Source organism: Catenuloplanes nepalensis, assembly GCF_030811575.1.
GTDB lineage: Bacteria > Actinomycetota > Actinomycetes > Mycobacteriales > Micromonosporaceae > Catenuloplanes > Catenuloplanes nepalensis.
In genome coordinates this window covers 7,887,279-7,903,195 of sequence record NZ_JAUSRA010000001.1, presented here as the reverse complement: position 1 = coordinate 7,903,195, position 15,917 = coordinate 7,887,279, and the positions used below count along the sequence as shown (strand labels likewise).

The window sequence follows — 15,917 nt, the reverse complement described above, 5'->3', positions numbered from 1 at the left end:
ATGGTTGCTGGGGTCACTGCTGAGGTGCGGTTACATGGGAAGGTCGTGGGGGTTCTCACCTATGACAGGGGCAGCTCTCGTCTGACCTATACAGATGATCTCCAAGGGCCGGATCATCGCGTGCTGGGGCAGATCTTCGAGGAGGACCCGCGTACCGTGCGGCATGCGCGGACCGGGCTTCCTGACTGGCTTGCGAACCTCCTCCCCGAGGGCGAGTTCCGCCGGCAGGTGATCCGGGAGATGGGTGGCGGTAATATCGGCGATTTTCGCTTGCTGTTACGCCTCGGCCATGACCTTCCCGGGGCGGTGACGGTTCACGGCGAGGCCGAGCAAGGGCTGGACGAGTCGGAAGACCTCACTGCGCGCGACGAGGATCCCGGTCCCGATGCGCTTAGATACTCGCTCGCCGGCTATCAGCTCAAGTTCTCGCTTCGCGGTGACCGCCTGACCGCGCCGATGAGGAACAGGGACGGCTGGGTCATCGCCAAGCTGCCGGACCGCGCGCTGAATCGGCTGGCCGAGAACGAGTACCTGACCATGCGCTGGCTCGCTCTTGCGGGATTTGATGTTCCACCGGTCGATCTGGTGCGGGCCGAGACGCTACCGACCGTTCCGCCGGGCTTTCTCGACCCGGAAGCGATGGCGTACGTGATTGAGCGGTTCGATCGCTCACCTGCCGGCCCGGTGCACGTCGAGGACTTCGCGCAGGTGGCGAACGTCGGTCCTCGACAGAAGTACGGGGAGTCAGGAGCCACTTACGACACCGTAGGCGGTGTGATTCGCCTGCTGGCGGGTGAGAGTGATTTCGAGGCTTACGTCGATCGTCTCGTCGCCATGATCGTCACCGGGAACACCGACGGCCACCTGAAGAATTGGGCTTTGTGGTACCCGGACGGTGTGATGCCACGACTTGCGCCGGTCTACGACTTCCACTCGCTCTCCGTGTACCAACGCTTCCGCTACCAGCCGCTGGCCCTGAGCCTGGCGGGCGAGCAGATGCCCGAGTACCTGAACGTCGACCACTTCCGGCGCTTGGCGGAATTCGTCGGTGCCGACCCTGACCGGATCGGCCAACGCGTTGCCCATACCGTCGCGCGGCTACGCGAGGTGTGGGAACAGGACGCTCATATGGAGACGAAGCGCTTCTTTCCCGGTTTGGCCGACCACTACGAGCGTCGACTTCGTACCCTTCCTCTGGCGCAGGGCTGACACCGGTCAGCTCTTCGGCAGCGCCAGCGGGTCCGGGGCGAGGACGATGCGGTCGCGGCCCGCGTGTTTGGCGGCGTAGAGGGCGGTGTCGGCGATCTCCAGCAGTACCTCCGGTGTCTCCGGGCCGGTACGGGCCGCGAGGCCGGCGCTGAACGTGACCGTGACCGTGCGGCCGTCGCCGACGTCGATCGGGGTGCCGGCGACCCGGGCGCGCAGCGCGTCGACCCGGGCCGGGGCGTCGTCGCCGGTCAGGACCAGGACGAACTCCTCGCCGCCGTAGCGGGCGCACAGTTCGCCGGGGCGGGCCGCGCCGGCGAGCAGCGTCGCGACGCGGATCAGGACCGTGTCGCCGGCGGCGTGGCCGTACCGATCGTTGATGTTCTTGAAGTGGTCGATGTCGATCAGTGCGACCGACAGCGGCCCGGCGCCCGTGACCGCGCGGGTCAGCCCGGACATCAGGTGCCGGCGGTTGTGCAGCCCGGTGAGGTGGTCGCGGAGCGCCTGCTCGGCGAGGTCGGCGCGGAGCAGTTCGATCGTCTGGAGCTGACGTTCGAGTTCCCGGCGCTGCCGGTTGAGGTCGGTGACGTCGCGGGTGACGATGGCCCAGCCCACGCAGCGGTCGCCGCGGCCGTAGAGGCGGCTCATCCGGATGTCCAGGTCGAGTCCGGATTCGTGGGCGTTCTCGACGGTGCGTTCGCGGTCGTCGCCGACGAGCAGGTCGCGGCCGGGCATCAGCGGAGTGTCCGGGCCGAGGATGTCCGCCATGGTGTGGCCGATGACGTCGGCGGGCATGTCCGGGCTGAGCAGGCGGAGCAGACCTTCGCCGGCCGGGTTGATGTCGAGGATCCGGCCGTCGCGGCCGACCACCGCGACCGCGTCGCTGATCTTCTCGAAGACGCGGCGGTGGGCGACCGGGGCCTGCGCCGGCATCGACTCGCGGACCACCATCCAGTACATCAGCGGCGCGGTGATCACGAAGCCGAGCGCGGTCAGGTCGGTGAGCCGGCCGTGCAACGACAGCACGACCATGTTGAGCAGCGCGGACGGCAGCGAGATGAGCACCGCGAACGCGGCCGCCCGGTACCGGCTGGAGGTGATCGACCAGAGCCGCACCACCCGGACGAACGCGAACCCGAGCACCGCGTAGCTGTAGGCCGAGTGTGCCCAGAACAGCGGGCCGTAGACCGGGACCAGCCCGCCGTCGAACCCGGTGTCCCGGAAGCCGCCGAAGAAGAGGTGGTGCCACGGGTTGGTGGCCATCGCGGTCACGCACAGGACCGGCTCGATCGCCAGGAGCACGACGAACCGGCGGGTCGGGTGCCAGGCCCGGTCCGCGAGCGCGTAGGAGAGCACCAGCCAGCCGACCACCACGGCGCAGACGAAGACGAACGACACCGTGGTGGTGAGCTGCAGCAGGCCGGGGTCCCGGACCAGCATCTCGGCCGCGTCGGTCGCGGACCAGCCGGCCAGCCCGACGTTCAGGAACGCGGTCGCGCCGAAGCCGGCCGCCCGGCTGCGCCGCCGCCAGGACACCGCCGCGATGGCGGTGGAGACCACGGACGCGGCCAGGAAGAGCACGCACAACACGATCGTGATCATGCGTGCCACCTCCCCGGACTCGGTCTCGAACACGGCTCCATCGGCAGCGGCGGGCGCGGTGCTGAGGCGATGTGAGCGGAGCTACCGGATCTGGTGGCCGGTGATGGCGCGCGCGATGACCAGGCGCTGGATCTCGGACGTACCCTCGAAGATGGTGTAGATCTTGGCGTCCCGGTACCACCGCTCGACCGGGTGCTCGCGCAGATATCCGGCGCCGCCGAGGATCTGCACGGCCTTCTCGGTGACCGCGACCGCGACCTCGCCGGCCTTGAGCTTGGACATCGAGCCCTCGCCGGCCGCGAACGGGCGGTTGTTGCGGCCCATCCACGCGGCCCGCCAGACCAGCAGGCGCGCGGCGTCGATCTCCATCCGCATGTCGGCCAGCGCGAACGCGACCGCCTGGTTCTCCACGATCGGCCGGCCGAACTGCACCCGGTTCCGCGCGTAGTCCAGCGAGTACTCGTAGGCGGCGCGGGCCACGCCGATCGCCTGCGCCGCGACCGTGGGCCGGGACAGCTCGAACGTGCGCATCGACGCCTGGCCGGACGTGCGCTGCTTCTCCCGTGCCCGGGCCAGCCTCGCGTCCAGCGCCTCCTTGCCGCCGAGCAGGCAGCGGCCGGGCACGCGCACGTCGTCGAGGAAGACGTCCGCGGTGTGCGAGGCGCGCAGGCCGAGCTTGGCCAGCTTCCGCGGCGACGACAGACCCTTCGATCCCGGGGGTACGACGAAGGCCGCCTGACCGCGCGAGCCGAGTGCGGGGTCGACGGACGCGGTGACGACGTGCACCGCCGCGATGCCGCCGTTCGTGGCGTACGCCTTCTGCCCGTTCAGCACCCACTCGTCGTTGGCCTCGTCGTAGACCGCGCGGGTGCGGATCGCGGCGACGTCCGAGCCCGCCTCCGGCTCGGTCGAGCAGAACGCGCCGACCGCCGGGTTCTGCGCGTCACCGAAGCAGGGCGGCACCCACTCGGCCAGCTGCTCGGGCGTGCCGGAGCCGAAGATCGCGGCGACGGCCAGCGAGGTGCCGGCGATCGACATGGCGAGCCCGGCGTCGCCCCAGAACATCTCCTCGTTGGCGATCGGCATGGACAGCCCGCTCGGGTCGGACCAGGCGTTCGCCAGGAACTCGAACCCGTACAGCCCGACCTTCGCCGCCTCGGAGATCACCGGCCAGGGCGTCTCCTCGCGCTCGTCCCACTCCGCGCCGGCCGGACGCAGCACGCCCTCGGCGAAGCCGTGCACCCAGTCGCGCAGCGTGGTCTGTTCCTCCGTGAGGTCCAGCGAGAACTCCACGGCGTCAGGCCTTCGGGATGTCGAACAGCGTCTGGATCTGCGCGGCCAGGCCGAGGTTGCCGTCCGCCTTGAGCTTGCCACCCATGAACATCATCACCGGGTTGCCGAGACCGGAGATCAGCTTGACGAACGGGACCGGCGCGACCGTGAGCGTCAGATCGGGCTTGCGGTCCGTGCTCGGCGAGAGCGTGCAGGTGCCGCCGTCGATCACGATCTCGTAGGTGTCCGTGCCGCCGTCCGGCCGCCCGGTGACGACCCAGTGGATGACCGCGCTGGTGTCGCCGGCCCGCTCGCGGCGGAACTGCTTCGGCATGCGGCTGAAGACCTCGTCCAGGATGAGCTGCCGCTGCGGCCCGCTCAGGACCTCGGTGATCTTCGAATCCGGCGTAGCCTTGACGATCTTCGCGAACTCCCGCGGCTCCATGGTGGCGAAGGTGTTGGGGTCGAAATCGGTCATCTCCGGCTTTCCTCTCCGCTTATCTACGCGCGCGTAAGGTTACGCTCGGGTAGGTATGCTGACAAGCGTGCCGGCCTTCAAGCGTCTCCCACGCGCCGTCCGCGAGCGGCAGATGCTGGACTCGGCCGTCCGGGTCTTCTCCCGCCGCGGCTACCACGCCGCGTCCATGGACGAGATCGCCGAGGACGCCGGCATCTCCAAGCCCATGGTGTACGCGTACCTCGGCACCAAGGAGGAGCTGTTCCTAGCCGCGCTGCACCGCGAGGCCGGCCGCCTGATGGAGGTCGTCGCCGGCGCGGTCGAGCCCGGCGCCCCGGCCGACCGCCAGCTCTGGAACGGCCTGCGCGCGTTCTTCGACTTCGTGGCCGGCAACCGCGAGGGCTGGACCGTGCTCTACCGCCAGGCCCGCGGCCTGGAACCGTTCGCGGCCGAGCTGACCGGCATGCGCTCGCGCATGGTCCAGGTGGTGACCGCGCTGCTCACCCAGGCGATGGCGAGCGCCGGCGGCCAGGCCACCGACACCGAGCTGGAGGTCATGGCGCACGCCCTGGTCGGCGCCGGAGAGTCCCTCGCCGACTGGATGACCGACCACCCCGGCGCCGACCCGGCCAAGACCGCCACCCAGATGATGAACGTCGCCTGGCTCGGCGCCGACCGCCTCCTCACCGGCACCACCTGGCACCCGTCCATCCCGTTCACGTCGTCAGAACGACGTGAACGACGCCTGGATCACTGACTGGATGCCTGAACGGTGCCGACCAGGAACGGTTTGCCGGTGTGGGGGTCGGTGACGGCGAAGGTGTGCAGGTCGGTGGCGAAGGCGACGGTGGCGGAGAGCGGGACCGGGCGGCGGAACTCGGCCTCGATCGTGCCGGTGGCCGGCAGTCGGCCCTCCAGGGCGGAGAGGCAGCGGGCCAGCGTCCACATGCCGTGCGTGATCGGGGCGGGGAAGCCGAACGCGCGGGCGCCGAGCCAGGACGTGTGGATCGGGTTGTGGTCACCGGAGACCGCGGCGTACTCCGGGCCGATCGCGGGCGTCAGCCGCCACCGGGCGGACGGCGGCGGCAGGCCGGGCCGGTCGGTCCGCGGCGTCCCGGACGAACGCTCCCGGCGCAGGTAGGTGGCCCGGGACCGCCAGGCGGCCTCGCCGTCGACCGTCACCGTGGTCTCGATGTCGAACTGCCGCCCGCGCGGATGCTCCCGCAGGCCGGCCGCGCGCACCGTGAGATCGAGGCGGTCGTCCGCGGTCAGCGGCCGCAGCACCTCGATCCGGTTCGTCACGTGCAGCAGCCCGACCACCGGGAACGGGAACGCGCGATCCGTCATCAGGCCCATTGCCAGATCAAAGGCCAGCACATGGGGGTACGCCGGGGGCAGCGCATCGCCGAGCCGGAAGCCGCACACCCGGTCGTACCGCGCGAGGTGGTCACGGTCCACGACCACGCCGGTGCGGGTGAGCGTCCGGTCCGGCAGCGAGGAGGGCCGGGTGCCGAGCGGCAGCAGGCCGAGCGCGGCGTGCAGGTAGACCGACATCAGGCGCCGATCAGGCTCTGCCCGCAGACGCGGACCACGTTGCCGGTCACGCCGGACGAGCCGGGCGAGGCGAACCAGGCGATCGTCTCGGCCACGTCGATCGGCAGCCCGCCCTGGCTGAGGCTGTTCAGCCGGCGGCTCGCCTCGCGCAGCCCGGCCGGCATGCGCGCGGTCATCGGCGTCTCGATGAAGCCGGGCGCGACCGCGTTGACCGTCACGCCGCGCGCGGCCAGCGCCGGCGCCAGCACCTGGACCAGCCCGATCACGCCGGCCTTGGACGTGGCGTAGTTGGCCTGCCCGCGGTTGCCGGCGATGCCGTTCATCGAGGAGACCTGGATCAGCCGGCCGCCGGCGGGCAGCAGCTCCAGGATCGCGTCGTTGATCCGCTCCTGGCTGGACAGGTTCACGTCGAGCACCGAGTCCCACTGCTCCGCGCTCATCCGGCCCAGCGTCCTGTCCCGGGTGATGCCCGCGTTGTGCACCACCACGTCGACCCGGCCGTGCCGGTCCCGGAGACAGCCGGCGAGCCGGTCCGGTGCGTCCGCGGCGGTCACGTCGAGCTGTAGCGCCTCGCCGCGGATCTCGTTGGCCAGCGCGGCCAGCGGCTCACCGGCGGCCGGGACGTCCAGCGCGATCACCCGGGCGCCGTCCCGGGCGAGCACTCGGGCGATCGCCGCGCCGATGCCCCGCGCCGCGCCGGTGACCAGCGCGACCTTGCCCTCCAGTGGCCGATCCCAGTCCACATCGGAGCCCGGGGAGCCCGGCCCGATCCGGATGACCTGGCCGGAGACGTAGGCGGAGCGGCCGGAGAGCAGGAAACGGAGCGTGGAGGTGAGCGGCGCGTCCGGTGCGGCGTAGACCAGCTGGGCGGTGCTGCCCCGGCCGAACTCCTTGCCGATGCTGCGGACCAGGCCCTCCAGCGCGCGCTGCGCGATCGCCTCGCGTGGCGCGGCGCAGTCCTCCGGCGCGGTGCCGAGCACGATCACCCGGCCGGACGGCAGCAGCGTGCGGGCCTGCGCGTGGAAGAAGTCGTAGAGCGTGCGCAACTGGTCCGAGGACGTGACGCCGGTGGCGTCGAAGATCAGCGCGGCGAGCCGGCCGGGCGTGGCCGACGCACCGGCCTCCACCGCGGCCGCGACCGGGTCGCGCAGCGTGACGCCGGCCTCGTCCAATAGTTCGCGCACGATCGGGGCCAACCGGCCGCCGGGCGCGGCGTCGACCAGCACCGGGCCGGTGACCAGCGGGTCACCGGGGGAGTGGCGGCGCAGCGGGGTCGGCGCCGGCAGGCCGAGGCGCTTGACGAGCGCCTTTCCCGCGGCGGAGTTGGCGAAGGTCGCGTACCGGTCCACCATAGGCGTAGCCTACCCGTGAGTAAGTCAGAGGAGAGAGACTGTGCAGAGCATCCGCCGGGTCGCGATCCTGGGTGGCAACCGCATTCCGTTCGCCCGGTCCAACGGGCGTTATGCGCGGGCCTCCAACCAGGACATGCTCACGGCCGCGCTGGACGGGCTGGTCGCCCGGTTCGGCCTGGCCGGTGAGGTGCTCGGCGAGGTGGTCGCCGGCGCGGTGCTCAAGCACTCCCGCGACTTCAACCTGACCCGCGAGGTGGTGCTCGGCTCGCAGCTGGACCCGCGCACCCCGGCGTACGACGTGCAGCAGGCCTGCGGCACCGGGCTGGAGGCCGCGATCCTGGTGGCCAACAAGATCGCGCTCGGCCAGATCGAGGTGGGCGTGGCCGGCGGCGTGGACACCACGTCGGACGCGCCGCTCGCGCTGAACGAGGACTTCCGCCGCGCGCTGCTGGAGCTGAACACCGCGCGCACGCTCGGCGCCCGGCTGAAGGCGGCCACGAAGCTGCGCCCGGTGCAGCCGTTCAAGCCGGAGATGCCGCGCAACGCGGAGCCGCGGACCGGGCTGTCCATGGGCGAGCACCAGGCGCTTACCGCGGAGACCTGGGAGATCGGCCGGGAGGAGCAGGACGAGCTGGCGCTGCAGTCGCATCTTCGGCTCGCGGCGGCGTACCAGCGCGGCTTCTTTGATGATCTTGTGACGCCATATCTGGGGCTCAGCCAGGACCAGAACCTGCGCGCCGACACCTCGCTGGAGAAGCTGGCGCGGCTCAAGCCGGTCTTCGGGACGACGGGCGCGCACCCGACGATGACCGCGGGCAACTCCTCGCCGCTGACCGACGGCGCGTCGACCGTACTGCTCGCGTCCGAGGAGTGGGCAAAAGCGCACAATCTGCCCATCCTGGCCTACCTCGGCGACAGTCAGACCGCGGGCGTGGACTTCGTGCACGGCGACGAGGGGCTGCTGATGGCGCCGGCCTACGCGGTGCCGCGGCTGCTCGCGCGCAACGGCCTCACGCTGCGGGACTTCGACTACTACGAGATCCACGAGGCGTTCGCGTCGCAGGTGCTCGCGACGCTTGCGGCCTGGGAGTCGGCGGAGTTCTGCAAGGAGCGGCTCGGGCTGGAGGCGCCGCTCGGCGCGATCGACCGGAGCAAGCTGAACGTGAACGGTTCGTCGCTGGCGGCCGGGCACCCGTTCGCCGCGACCGGCGGCCGGATCGTCGCCACGCTCGCCAAGCTGCTCAGCGACCGTCAGCAAGGCCGCGGCCTGATCTCCATCTGCGCCGCCGGCGGCCTCGGCGTGGTGGCGATCGTCGAACGGTGAATTAGTTCACGAGCCGGACGTGCAACCGCGCCTCCCAGCTCGTACCCCGGATGCCGCCCCGACCGCCCGCCCCTGGCCGGACTGAAGGCCGCCCTCCTGGTTTTGATCTTGAAATTGCCGTTCATGGATCTTGTCGGACGGGCGGCCAGGCGGAGACGCAGGGCGAACGTGAGAGACTTCGGCCGTGACTTCCCTCCCCGACGCAACCGAGCGCCCGCGCATCCCGAACGTTCTCGCCGGGCGGTACGCCTCGACCGAGCTGCTCGCGATCTGGTCACCGGAAGAGAAGATCCGCATGGAGCGGCGACTCTGGGTCGCCGTGCTCCGCGCGCAGCGCGACCTCGGGATCGCGCTCCCGGAAGGTGTGATCGAGTCCTACGAGGCCGTGCTCGACCGGGTCAACCTGGAGTCGATCGCGGCCCGGGAGCGGATCACCCGGCACGACGTGAAGGCGCGGATCGAGGAGTTCAGCGCGCTCGCCGGCCACGAGCACGTGCACAAGGGCATGACCTCGCGCGACCTCACGGAGAACGTCGAGCAGCTGCAGATCCGCGCGTCGCTGGTGCTGATCCGCGACCGTGTGGTGGCCACGCTGAACCGCCTCTCCCGACTCGCGGTCGAGCACTCCGACCTGGTGATGACCGGCCGGTCACACAACGTGGCCGCGCAGGCCACCACGCTCGGCAAGCGCTTCGCGTCCGCGGCCGAGGAGCTGCTGATCGCGTACGAGCGGATCGACGACCTGATCCGGCGCTACCCGCTGCGCGGCATCAAGGGCCCGGTCGGCACGGCCGCCGACCAGCTGGACCTCTTCGACGGTGACGCGGAGAAGGTCGCGGAGCTGGAGCGGCGCGTGGCCCGGCACCTCGGCTTCGAGCGGGTGCTGGACAGCGTCGGCCAGGTCTACCCGCGCTCGCTCGACTTCGACGTGGTCGCCGCACTGGCCCAGGTCGCGGCCGCGCCGTCGTCGCTGGCCACCACGATCCGCCTGATGGTCGGCCAGGAGCTGGCCACCGAGGGCTTCAAGCCGGGCCAGGTCGGTTCGTCCGCGATGCCGCACAAGATGAACACACGGTCCTCCGAGCGGGTCAACGGCTTCGCCGTGATCATTCGGGGTTACCTGTCGATGGTCGGCGAGCTGGCCGGCGACCAGTGGAACGAGGGCGACGTGTCCTGTTCCGTGGTGCGCCGCGTCGCGCTGCCGGACGCGTTCTTCGCGGCGGACGGGCTCTTTCAGACGTTCCTGACCGTGCTCGACGAGTTCGGCGCCTACCCCGCGGTGATCGGCCGGGAGCTGGACCGGTTTCTGCCGTTCCTGGCGACCACCAAGATCCTGGTCGCGGCGGTACGCCGTGGGGTCGGCCGGGAGACCGCACACGAGGTGATCAAGGAGCACGCGGTCGCGGTGGCGCTGGCCATGCGCGAGAAGGGCGCGACGGAGAACGATCTCTTCGACCGCCTCGCCACGGACGGCCGGCTGAACCTGTCGCGCGCCGAGATCGACGCGCTCGTGGCGGACCGGGCCGGGTTCGCCGGCGCGGCGCCGGCCCAGGTGCACTCGGTCGCGGACCGGGTCGCCGACGTGGTCGCGGCGCACCCCACCGCGGCCGGCTACTCGCCCGCCCCGATCCTGTGATGGCGGTTCCCACTTTCTCGGGATTTAGCCGTTTATAAGTGACTTTGACCGATTTAACGATCACCCGGGGAGTGACCTTCGTCGCTCCCCGGATAATCGCTGGTGGCCGGGTCGGCCGGTGCGGGTTGCGCACCAACCACCAGGTAGTCTGAGGGCGCTCGCCCCTCCAGGCCGGTGCTGGTGGGCCGGAGGGTGACCACCGGCCGAGACAGCCAGGACAGCGCTAACAGTCAGGAGTGCCTCGTGGCTCGCGTCGTCGTCGACGTCATGCTCAAGCCGGAGATCCTCGATCCGCAAGGCCAGGCCGTCGCCAACGCACTGCCCAGGCTCGATGTCACCGACGTGACGTCGGTGCGCATCGGTCGGCGCATCGAGCTGGAGTTCTCCGGCGACGCCGATCTGGATCGGGTCCGGGAGATCGCCGACAAGCTGTTGGCCAACCCGGTCATCGAAGACTTCACCATCCACGCCGGCGAACAGGTGAAGGCCTGACCATGCGGATCGGTGTGGTCACTTTCCCGGGTTCGCTGGACGACGGCGACGCCGCGCGCGCCGTCCGGCTCGCCGGTGCCGAGGCCGTGCGCCTCTGGCACGCCGACCCGGACCTGCACGGCGTCGACGCGGTCGTTCTCCCCGGCGGCTTCTCCTACGGCGACTACCTGCGCTGCGGCGCGATCGCCCGGTTCTCTCCCGCGATGGGGTCGATCATCGATGCGGCCAACGGCGGCCTGCCGGTGCTCGGCATCTGCAACGGATTCCAGATCCTCTGCGAGGCGCACCTGCTGCCCGGCGCGCTCACCCGCAACCAGCACCTGCACTTCCGCAACCGTGACCAGTGGCTGAAGGTCGAGTCGACCAGCACCGCCTGGACCGGCACGTTCACCGACGGCCAGGAGATCCTGATCCCGGTGAAGAACGGCGAGGGTTGCTACGTCGCCGACCAGCGCACGCTGGACGAGCTGGAGGCGGAGGGGCGCGTCGTCGCCCGCTACATCCGCGGCAACCCCAACGGGTCCCAGCGCGACATCGCCGCCATCACCAACGCGCGCGGCAACGTCGTCGGCATCATGCCGCACCCGGAGCACGCCGTCGAGGCGCTGACCGGGCCGTCGCTCGACGGTCTCGGCCTGTTCGCCTCCGTCCTCGCGCACCTCGCCGGCAAGTCCGCGGCGGTGCCGGCGTGACCCAGGATCTGATCTCACCGAAGGAGACCGCGGTGTCTGCGCCCGACACGGTCGACCGTGCCGGCTCCACCCCCGAGGAGCTGCAGCCGTTCGCCGAGCTCGGCCTGCTCGAGGATGAGTACCAGCGGATTCGCGACATCCTCGGCCGCCGGCCCACCCAGTCCGAGCTGGCGATGTACTCGATCATGTGGAGCGAGCACTGCTCCTACAAGTCGAGCAAGGTCCACCTGAAGCAGTTCAGCGAGAAGGCGCCGAAGAGCGACCGTCTGCTGGCCGGCATCGGTGAGAACGCGGGCGTCATCCAGATCTCCGACGAACTCGCGGTGACCTTCAAGGTGGAGTCGCACAACCACCCGAGCTTCGTCGAGCCGTACCAGGGCGCCGCGACCGGCGTCGGCGGCATCGTCCGCGACATCCTCGCGATGGGCGCGCGCCCGATCGCGGTGATGGACCCGCTGCGCTTCGGCGACGCCGAGCACCCGGACACCCAGCGCGTCCTCCCGGGCGTCGTCGCGGGCGTCGGTGGCTACGGCAACTGCCTGGGCCTGCCCAACATCGGCGGCGAGGTCGTCTTCGACCCCTGCTACCAGGGCAACCCGCTGGTCAACGCGCTCAGCATCGGCGTGCTGCCGGTCTCCCGCCTCCAGAAGAAGGAGGCGACCGGCGACGGCAACATCGTCGTGCTGCTCGGCGCGAAGACCGGCCGGGACGGCATCGGCGGCGTCTCCGTGCTGGCCAGCGCCACCTTCGACGACGGCAGCGAGCAGCGCCGCCCGTCCGTCCAGGTCGGCGACCCGTTCATGGAGAAGCTCCTGATCGAGTCCTGCCTGGAGCTGTACGACGCCGGCCTGGTCGTCGGCATCCAGGACCTCGGCGGCGCGGGCCTCACCTGCGCGCTCACCGAGACCGCGGCCGCAGCCGAGGCCGGCATGCGGGTCTGGCTGGAGCGGGTGCCGCTGCGCGAGCCGTCCATGGACCCGCACGAGATCCTGGCCAGCGAGTCCCAGGAGCGCATGCTCCTGATCGTGGCGCCGGAGAAGCTCGACGAGGTGCTGCGCATCGCCGACAAGTGGGGCGTGCTCGCCACCGCGATCGGCGAGGTCACCGACGGCGGCCGCCTGGTCATCACGTGGAACGACCACACGGTCGTCGACGTGCCGCCGGGCTCGCTGGTCGACGACGGGCCGGTCTACCACCGCCCGATGCGCGAGCCGGCCGACCTGATCCTGCTCCGCGCGGACCGGGCCGAGACGCTGCCCCGCCCGGTCGGCGGCGACGCGCTGCGCGAGACCGTGCTGCGCATGATCGCCTCACCGAACCTGTGCGACAAGACCTGGGTCACCGAGCAGTACGACCGGTACGTGCTCGGCAACACGGTCCTCGCCCAGCCGGAGGACGCGGGCGTGCTCCGGATCGACGAGCAGACCGGGCTCGGCGTCGCGCTCTCCGTCGACGGCAACGGCCGCTACGCGCGGCTGGATCCGTACAACGGGGCGAAGCTGGCGCTGGCCGAGGCGTACCGGAACGTGGCCGTGGCCGGCGGCAAGCCGATCTCGGTCACCAACTGCCTCAACTTCGGCTCGCCCGAGGACCCGACCGTCATGTGGCAGTTCGCCGAGGCCGTGCGCGGTCTCGCGGACGGCTGCCAGGAGCTGGGCATCCCGGTCAGCGGCGGCAACGTCAGCTTCTACAACCAGACCGGTGCGGCCGCGATCCACCCGACGCCGGTCGTCGGCGTGCTCGGCCTGATCGACGACGTCGCCACCCGGGTGCCGATCGGCTTCACACCGTCCGCGCACCCCGAGGGCGACCTGGTCTTCCTGCTCGGCGAGACGCGCAACGAGCTGTCCGGTTCCGAGTGGGCGTGGGTCACCCACGGTCACCTCGGTGGCGAGCCGCCGCGCGTCGACCTGGCCCGCGAGAAGGCGCTGGCCGAGGTGCTGGCCGAGGCCGCGCGCGTCGGTCACCTGACGGCGGCGCACGACCTCTCCGACGGCGGCCTGATCCAGACGCTGGTCGAGTCGTCGCTGCGGCGCGGCGTCGGCGTCAAGATCGAGCTGCCGGACGAGTTCAGCACCGGCTCGACGCCGTTCGTCTACCTGTTCAGCGAGTCCGCCGGCCGCGCCGTGGTGGCGGTGCCGCGCGGGCACGAGACCGCGTTCACCGCGCTCTGCGACCAGCACGAACTGCCGTGGACCGCGATCGGCACCACCGAGGCCGCGAGCGACGCGGTCGAGGTGACCGGCCACTTCAGCATCCCGCTGACCGAGCTGCGCGAGGCACACACCGGCACGCTCCCGCGCCTCTTCGGCCACGTCGAGATCCCGTCGGCCGACACGGCGTTCGGCGCCTCCGCCGCCGGTACCTCGGCCGCCGGCTCTGGGGTTTCCGGTGCGCCGGCCTTCGGCACGCCTGCGGCCGGTGTCGCGGCTCCGGCCGCGTCCACCGGATCGCCGGTTCTGCCCGGGGCCTCCGAGGCGATCTCCTCCGGTGCGTCGGAGGGCGCCGCCGCGGTGGCCGCCGCCGCTGCCGTGGTCGTCGCCGCCACCGAGGCGCAGGCCGCACCGGTCGGCGAGGACCCGGCACCGGACTCGGCCGCCGGCGCGGAGGAGGGCCTCCCGGCCGCCGCCGCGGACAGCACCCAGGCCGACCCGAGCGGCGCCGACGGCGTCGTCTCACCGGCGGAGACCGCACAGACCGAGACCAACGCGGCCGACCAGCCGACGGCTGACGGCAACACCGAGTAACGGTCACCCGAAAACGCACAACGGCAGAGCCCGCGCTGACCCGATCAGCGCGGGCTTCGTCGTTCCCCACCCGCGCAACCCACGCCCTCCGCACGGATGCCGCGCTCCACCCTTCCGCATCCCTCGGCTCCTCACCGGCCACAGACGACGCGGCCTCCCGGCAGACGACGCGCCCCGGTAGGCGGTGCCTTCCGGTAGTTCCTGTAGTTCCGGTAGGTGGTGCGGCCTTCCGGCAGACGGCGGCCTTCCGGCAGACGACGCGGCCTTCCGGCAGACGACGCGGCCTTCCGGCAGACGACGCGGCCTTCCGGCAGACGACGCGGCCTTCCGGCAAGCGATGCGGTCCTTCCGGGCGATGCGGCCTCCCGCAGGCGGCGCGGCTTGCCGGCTCTCGTCTCGACATCGTGGTCGTCGCCCGGCGTGACGAGAAGTTCGGAGGCGCTGGGTTTCGCTGGACCAGCCGCGGATCGTGCAGGGAGGAGCGCCAGCGACGACCGTTGCCCGCGGGAGCATGCGGAAGGTGACCACGCCGGAAGCGGGTAGAGCGCTAAGGCCCTAAAGGCTTTGATCTTCAGACGGCCGGACGCGGTCACCCTCCCGCAATCCCGCCCCGGATCTCGCCCGATCACCTCATCTCTGCCCTGCCGGACCCACAGTGGTGAGTCGCGTCGGCCACCTGTCGTGCCGGCGTCGGAGGGCGGGCGGCATCATGGGTGGCGTTCGAGAGCGGCACCGCGGTGCCCACGACGGCGGCGAAGGTGAGCGGCACGGTGAGCGGCGAGGGGGATCCGGCGGACGCGGTCTACGCGCAACCGGGCGCGGGGGTGCGGTTCGACTGGGGGCTGGCCGGCGCCAGCGAGCTGGGCCGGGTCTGCGCCGCCCTGGTCGTGGTCGACGTGCTGTCGTTCACCACCGCGGTGGACGTCGCGGTCGGGCGCGGCACACGGGTGCACCCGTTCCCGTGGAGCGCTCAGGCCGAGGAGTATGCGTCCCGGGTCGGCGCGGTGGCGGCGGTCGGCCGGACCGAGGTGAGCCGGGAGCGGCCGTGGTCACTCTCGCCGGCCGCGCTGCGCCGCGCACCGAGCACGCCGGACCTGGTCCTGCCGTCGGCGAACGGCTCCGCGATCTGTGCCGCGGCCAGCGCCACCGGGTTGCCGGTCGTGGCCGGTTGTCTTCGCAACGCCCGGGCGGTCGCCCGCTGGCTGCTGCATCAGGGGTACGGCACGGCCGGCGCGCCGATCGGCGTGGTCGCGGCCGGCGAGCGGTGGCCGGACGACACGCTGCGCCCGGGCGTGGAGGACCTGCTCGGCGCCGCATCCGTGCTGGACGGTCTCGCCGGCGCGCACGGTGGTCTGTCGGTGGAGGCGGCGGTGGCGCTGGCCGCGCTGAACAGCGTGCCGGACGTGGCCGCGGCGGTGCGGGGCAGCGTCTCCGGCCGGGAGCTGGCCGCCCGTGGCTTCGCCGGCGACGTCGAGATCGCGGTGGAGCGCAACGCCTCCACGGTCGTCCCGCTGCTGCGCCGCGGAGTCTTCGGCAGGGCCTGAAACGGCGACGGGGCCCGTGCCGTGTGGCACGAGCCCCGT

General features: G+C 71.6%; 13 protein-coding genes. 8 read left to right on the top strand and 5 right to left on the bottom strand.

What is annotated here, in order from left to right:
- A complete protein-coding gene (locus J2S43_RS34200; protein WP_306836203.1) occupies positions 1-1,209 on the top strand; it encodes a type II toxin-antitoxin system HipA family toxin in 1,209 nt (402 codons plus the stop codon).
- 6 nt (positions 1,210-1,215) lie between these two features.
- Here the strand turns inward: J2S43_RS34200 and J2S43_RS34195 are convergent, their stop codons facing one another.
- The 3 genes from J2S43_RS34195 to J2S43_RS34185 form a co-directional block, all read right to left on the bottom strand.
- Positions 1,216-2,808 carry a histidine kinase N-terminal 7TM domain-containing diguanylate cyclase gene (locus tag J2S43_RS34195; RefSeq protein ID WP_306836201.1) on the bottom strand — a complete coding sequence of 531 codons (1,593 nt, stop codon included), beginning with the start codon at positions 2,806-2,808 and terminating at the stop codon, positions 1,216-1,218.
- An 81-nt stretch (positions 2,809-2,889) separates the two neighbouring features.
- The gene (locus J2S43_RS34190; RefSeq protein WP_306836200.1) at positions 2,890-4,101 is read right to left on the bottom strand and encodes an acyl-CoA dehydrogenase family protein; all 1,212 of its coding nucleotides are present in this window, start codon (positions 4,099-4,101) and stop codon (positions 2,890-2,892) included.
- A 4-nt stretch (positions 4,102-4,105) separates the two neighbouring features.
- Entirely contained in the window at positions 4,106-4,558 is a 453-nt protein-coding gene (locus J2S43_RS34185; RefSeq protein ID WP_306836198.1) for an SCP2 sterol-binding domain-containing protein, read from the bottom strand.
- Positions 4,559-4,616: 58 nt separating this feature from the next.
- Between J2S43_RS34185 and J2S43_RS34180 the strand changes: the two genes are divergently transcribed.
- Positions 4,617-5,294, top strand: a complete 678-nt coding sequence (locus tag J2S43_RS34180) for a TetR/AcrR family transcriptional regulator (RefSeq protein ID WP_306839646.1) — start codon at positions 4,617-4,619, stop codon at positions 5,292-5,294.
- Here J2S43_RS34180 and J2S43_RS34175 read toward each other — a convergent pair.
- Positions 5,288-6,091 carry a MaoC/PaaZ C-terminal domain-containing protein gene (locus J2S43_RS34175; protein ID WP_306836195.1) on the bottom strand — a complete coding sequence of 268 codons (804 nt, stop codon included), beginning with the start codon at positions 6,089-6,091 and terminating at the stop codon, positions 5,288-5,290. The genes J2S43_RS34180 and J2S43_RS34175 overlap by 7 nt on opposite strands.
- Positions 6,091-7,443: a 3-oxoacyl-ACP reductase gene (locus J2S43_RS34170; protein ID WP_306836193.1), complete on the bottom strand. Its 1,353-nt coding sequence runs from the start codon at positions 7,441-7,443 to the stop codon at positions 6,091-6,093. The genes J2S43_RS34175 and J2S43_RS34170 overlap by 1 nt, the downstream gene beginning before the upstream one ends.
- 40 nt (positions 7,444-7,483) lie before the next feature.
- On the opposite strand from J2S43_RS34170, the gene J2S43_RS34165 reads away from it, so the two are divergent.
- The 6 genes from J2S43_RS34165 (at position 7,484) to J2S43_RS34140 (ending at position 15,878) form a co-directional block, all read left to right on the top strand.
- Entirely contained in the window at positions 7,484-8,767 is a 1,284-nt protein-coding gene (locus J2S43_RS34165) for an acetyl-CoA C-acetyltransferase (RefSeq protein WP_306836192.1), read from the top strand.
- 184 nt (positions 8,768-8,951) lie between these two features.
- Positions 8,952-10,403 (top strand): adenylosuccinate lyase, encoded by a 1,452-nt coding sequence (gene purB, locus J2S43_RS34160; RefSeq protein WP_306836190.1) that lies wholly within the window; start codon positions 8,952-8,954, stop codon positions 10,401-10,403.
- Between the two features lie 243 nt (positions 10,404-10,646).
- Complete coding sequence (purS, locus tag J2S43_RS34155) at positions 10,647-10,895, top strand: phosphoribosylformylglycinamidine synthase subunit PurS (protein WP_306839645.1); 249 nt, start codon at positions 10,647-10,649, stop codon at positions 10,893-10,895.
- Positions 10,892-11,587 (top strand): phosphoribosylformylglycinamidine synthase subunit PurQ, encoded by a 696-nt coding sequence (gene purQ / locus J2S43_RS34150; RefSeq protein ID WP_306839644.1) that lies wholly within the window; start codon positions 10,892-10,894, stop codon positions 11,585-11,587. Before purS ends, purQ begins: the two co-directional genes overlap by 4 nt.
- Positions 11,584-14,334 carry a phosphoribosylformylglycinamidine synthase subunit PurL gene (gene purL / locus J2S43_RS34145; RefSeq protein ID WP_306836189.1) on the top strand — a complete coding sequence of 917 codons (2,751 nt, stop codon included), beginning with the start codon at positions 11,584-11,586 and terminating at the stop codon, positions 14,332-14,334. The genes purQ and purL overlap by 4 nt, the downstream gene beginning before the upstream one ends.
- A 770-nt stretch (positions 14,335-15,104) precedes the next feature.
- On the top strand, positions 15,105-15,878 hold the full coding sequence (locus J2S43_RS34140) for a 2-phosphosulfolactate phosphatase (protein WP_306839643.1): 774 nt from the start codon (positions 15,105-15,107) through the stop codon (positions 15,876-15,878).
- The last annotated feature ends 39 nt before the right edge of the window (positions 15,879-15,917 follow it).

Coding starts and splice junctions, on each gene's coding strand:
- J2S43_RS34200 (WP_306836203.1), top strand. CDS start 1: ATGGTTGCTGGGGTCACTGCTGAGGTGCGGTTACATGGGAAGGTCGTG.
- J2S43_RS34195 (WP_306836201.1), bottom strand. CDS start 2,808: ATGATCACGATCGTGTTGTGCGTGCTCTTCCTGGCCGCGTCCGTGGTC.
- J2S43_RS34185 (WP_306836198.1), bottom strand. CDS start 4,558: ATGACCGATTTCGACCCCAACACCTTCGCCACCATGGAGCCGCGGGAG.
- J2S43_RS34175 (WP_306836195.1), bottom strand. CDS start 6,091: ATGTCGGTCTACCTGCACGCCGCGCTCGGCCTGCTGCCGCTCGGCACC.
- J2S43_RS34170 (WP_306836193.1), bottom strand. CDS start 7,443: ATGGTGGACCGGTACGCGACCTTCGCCAACTCCGCCGCGGGAAAGGCG.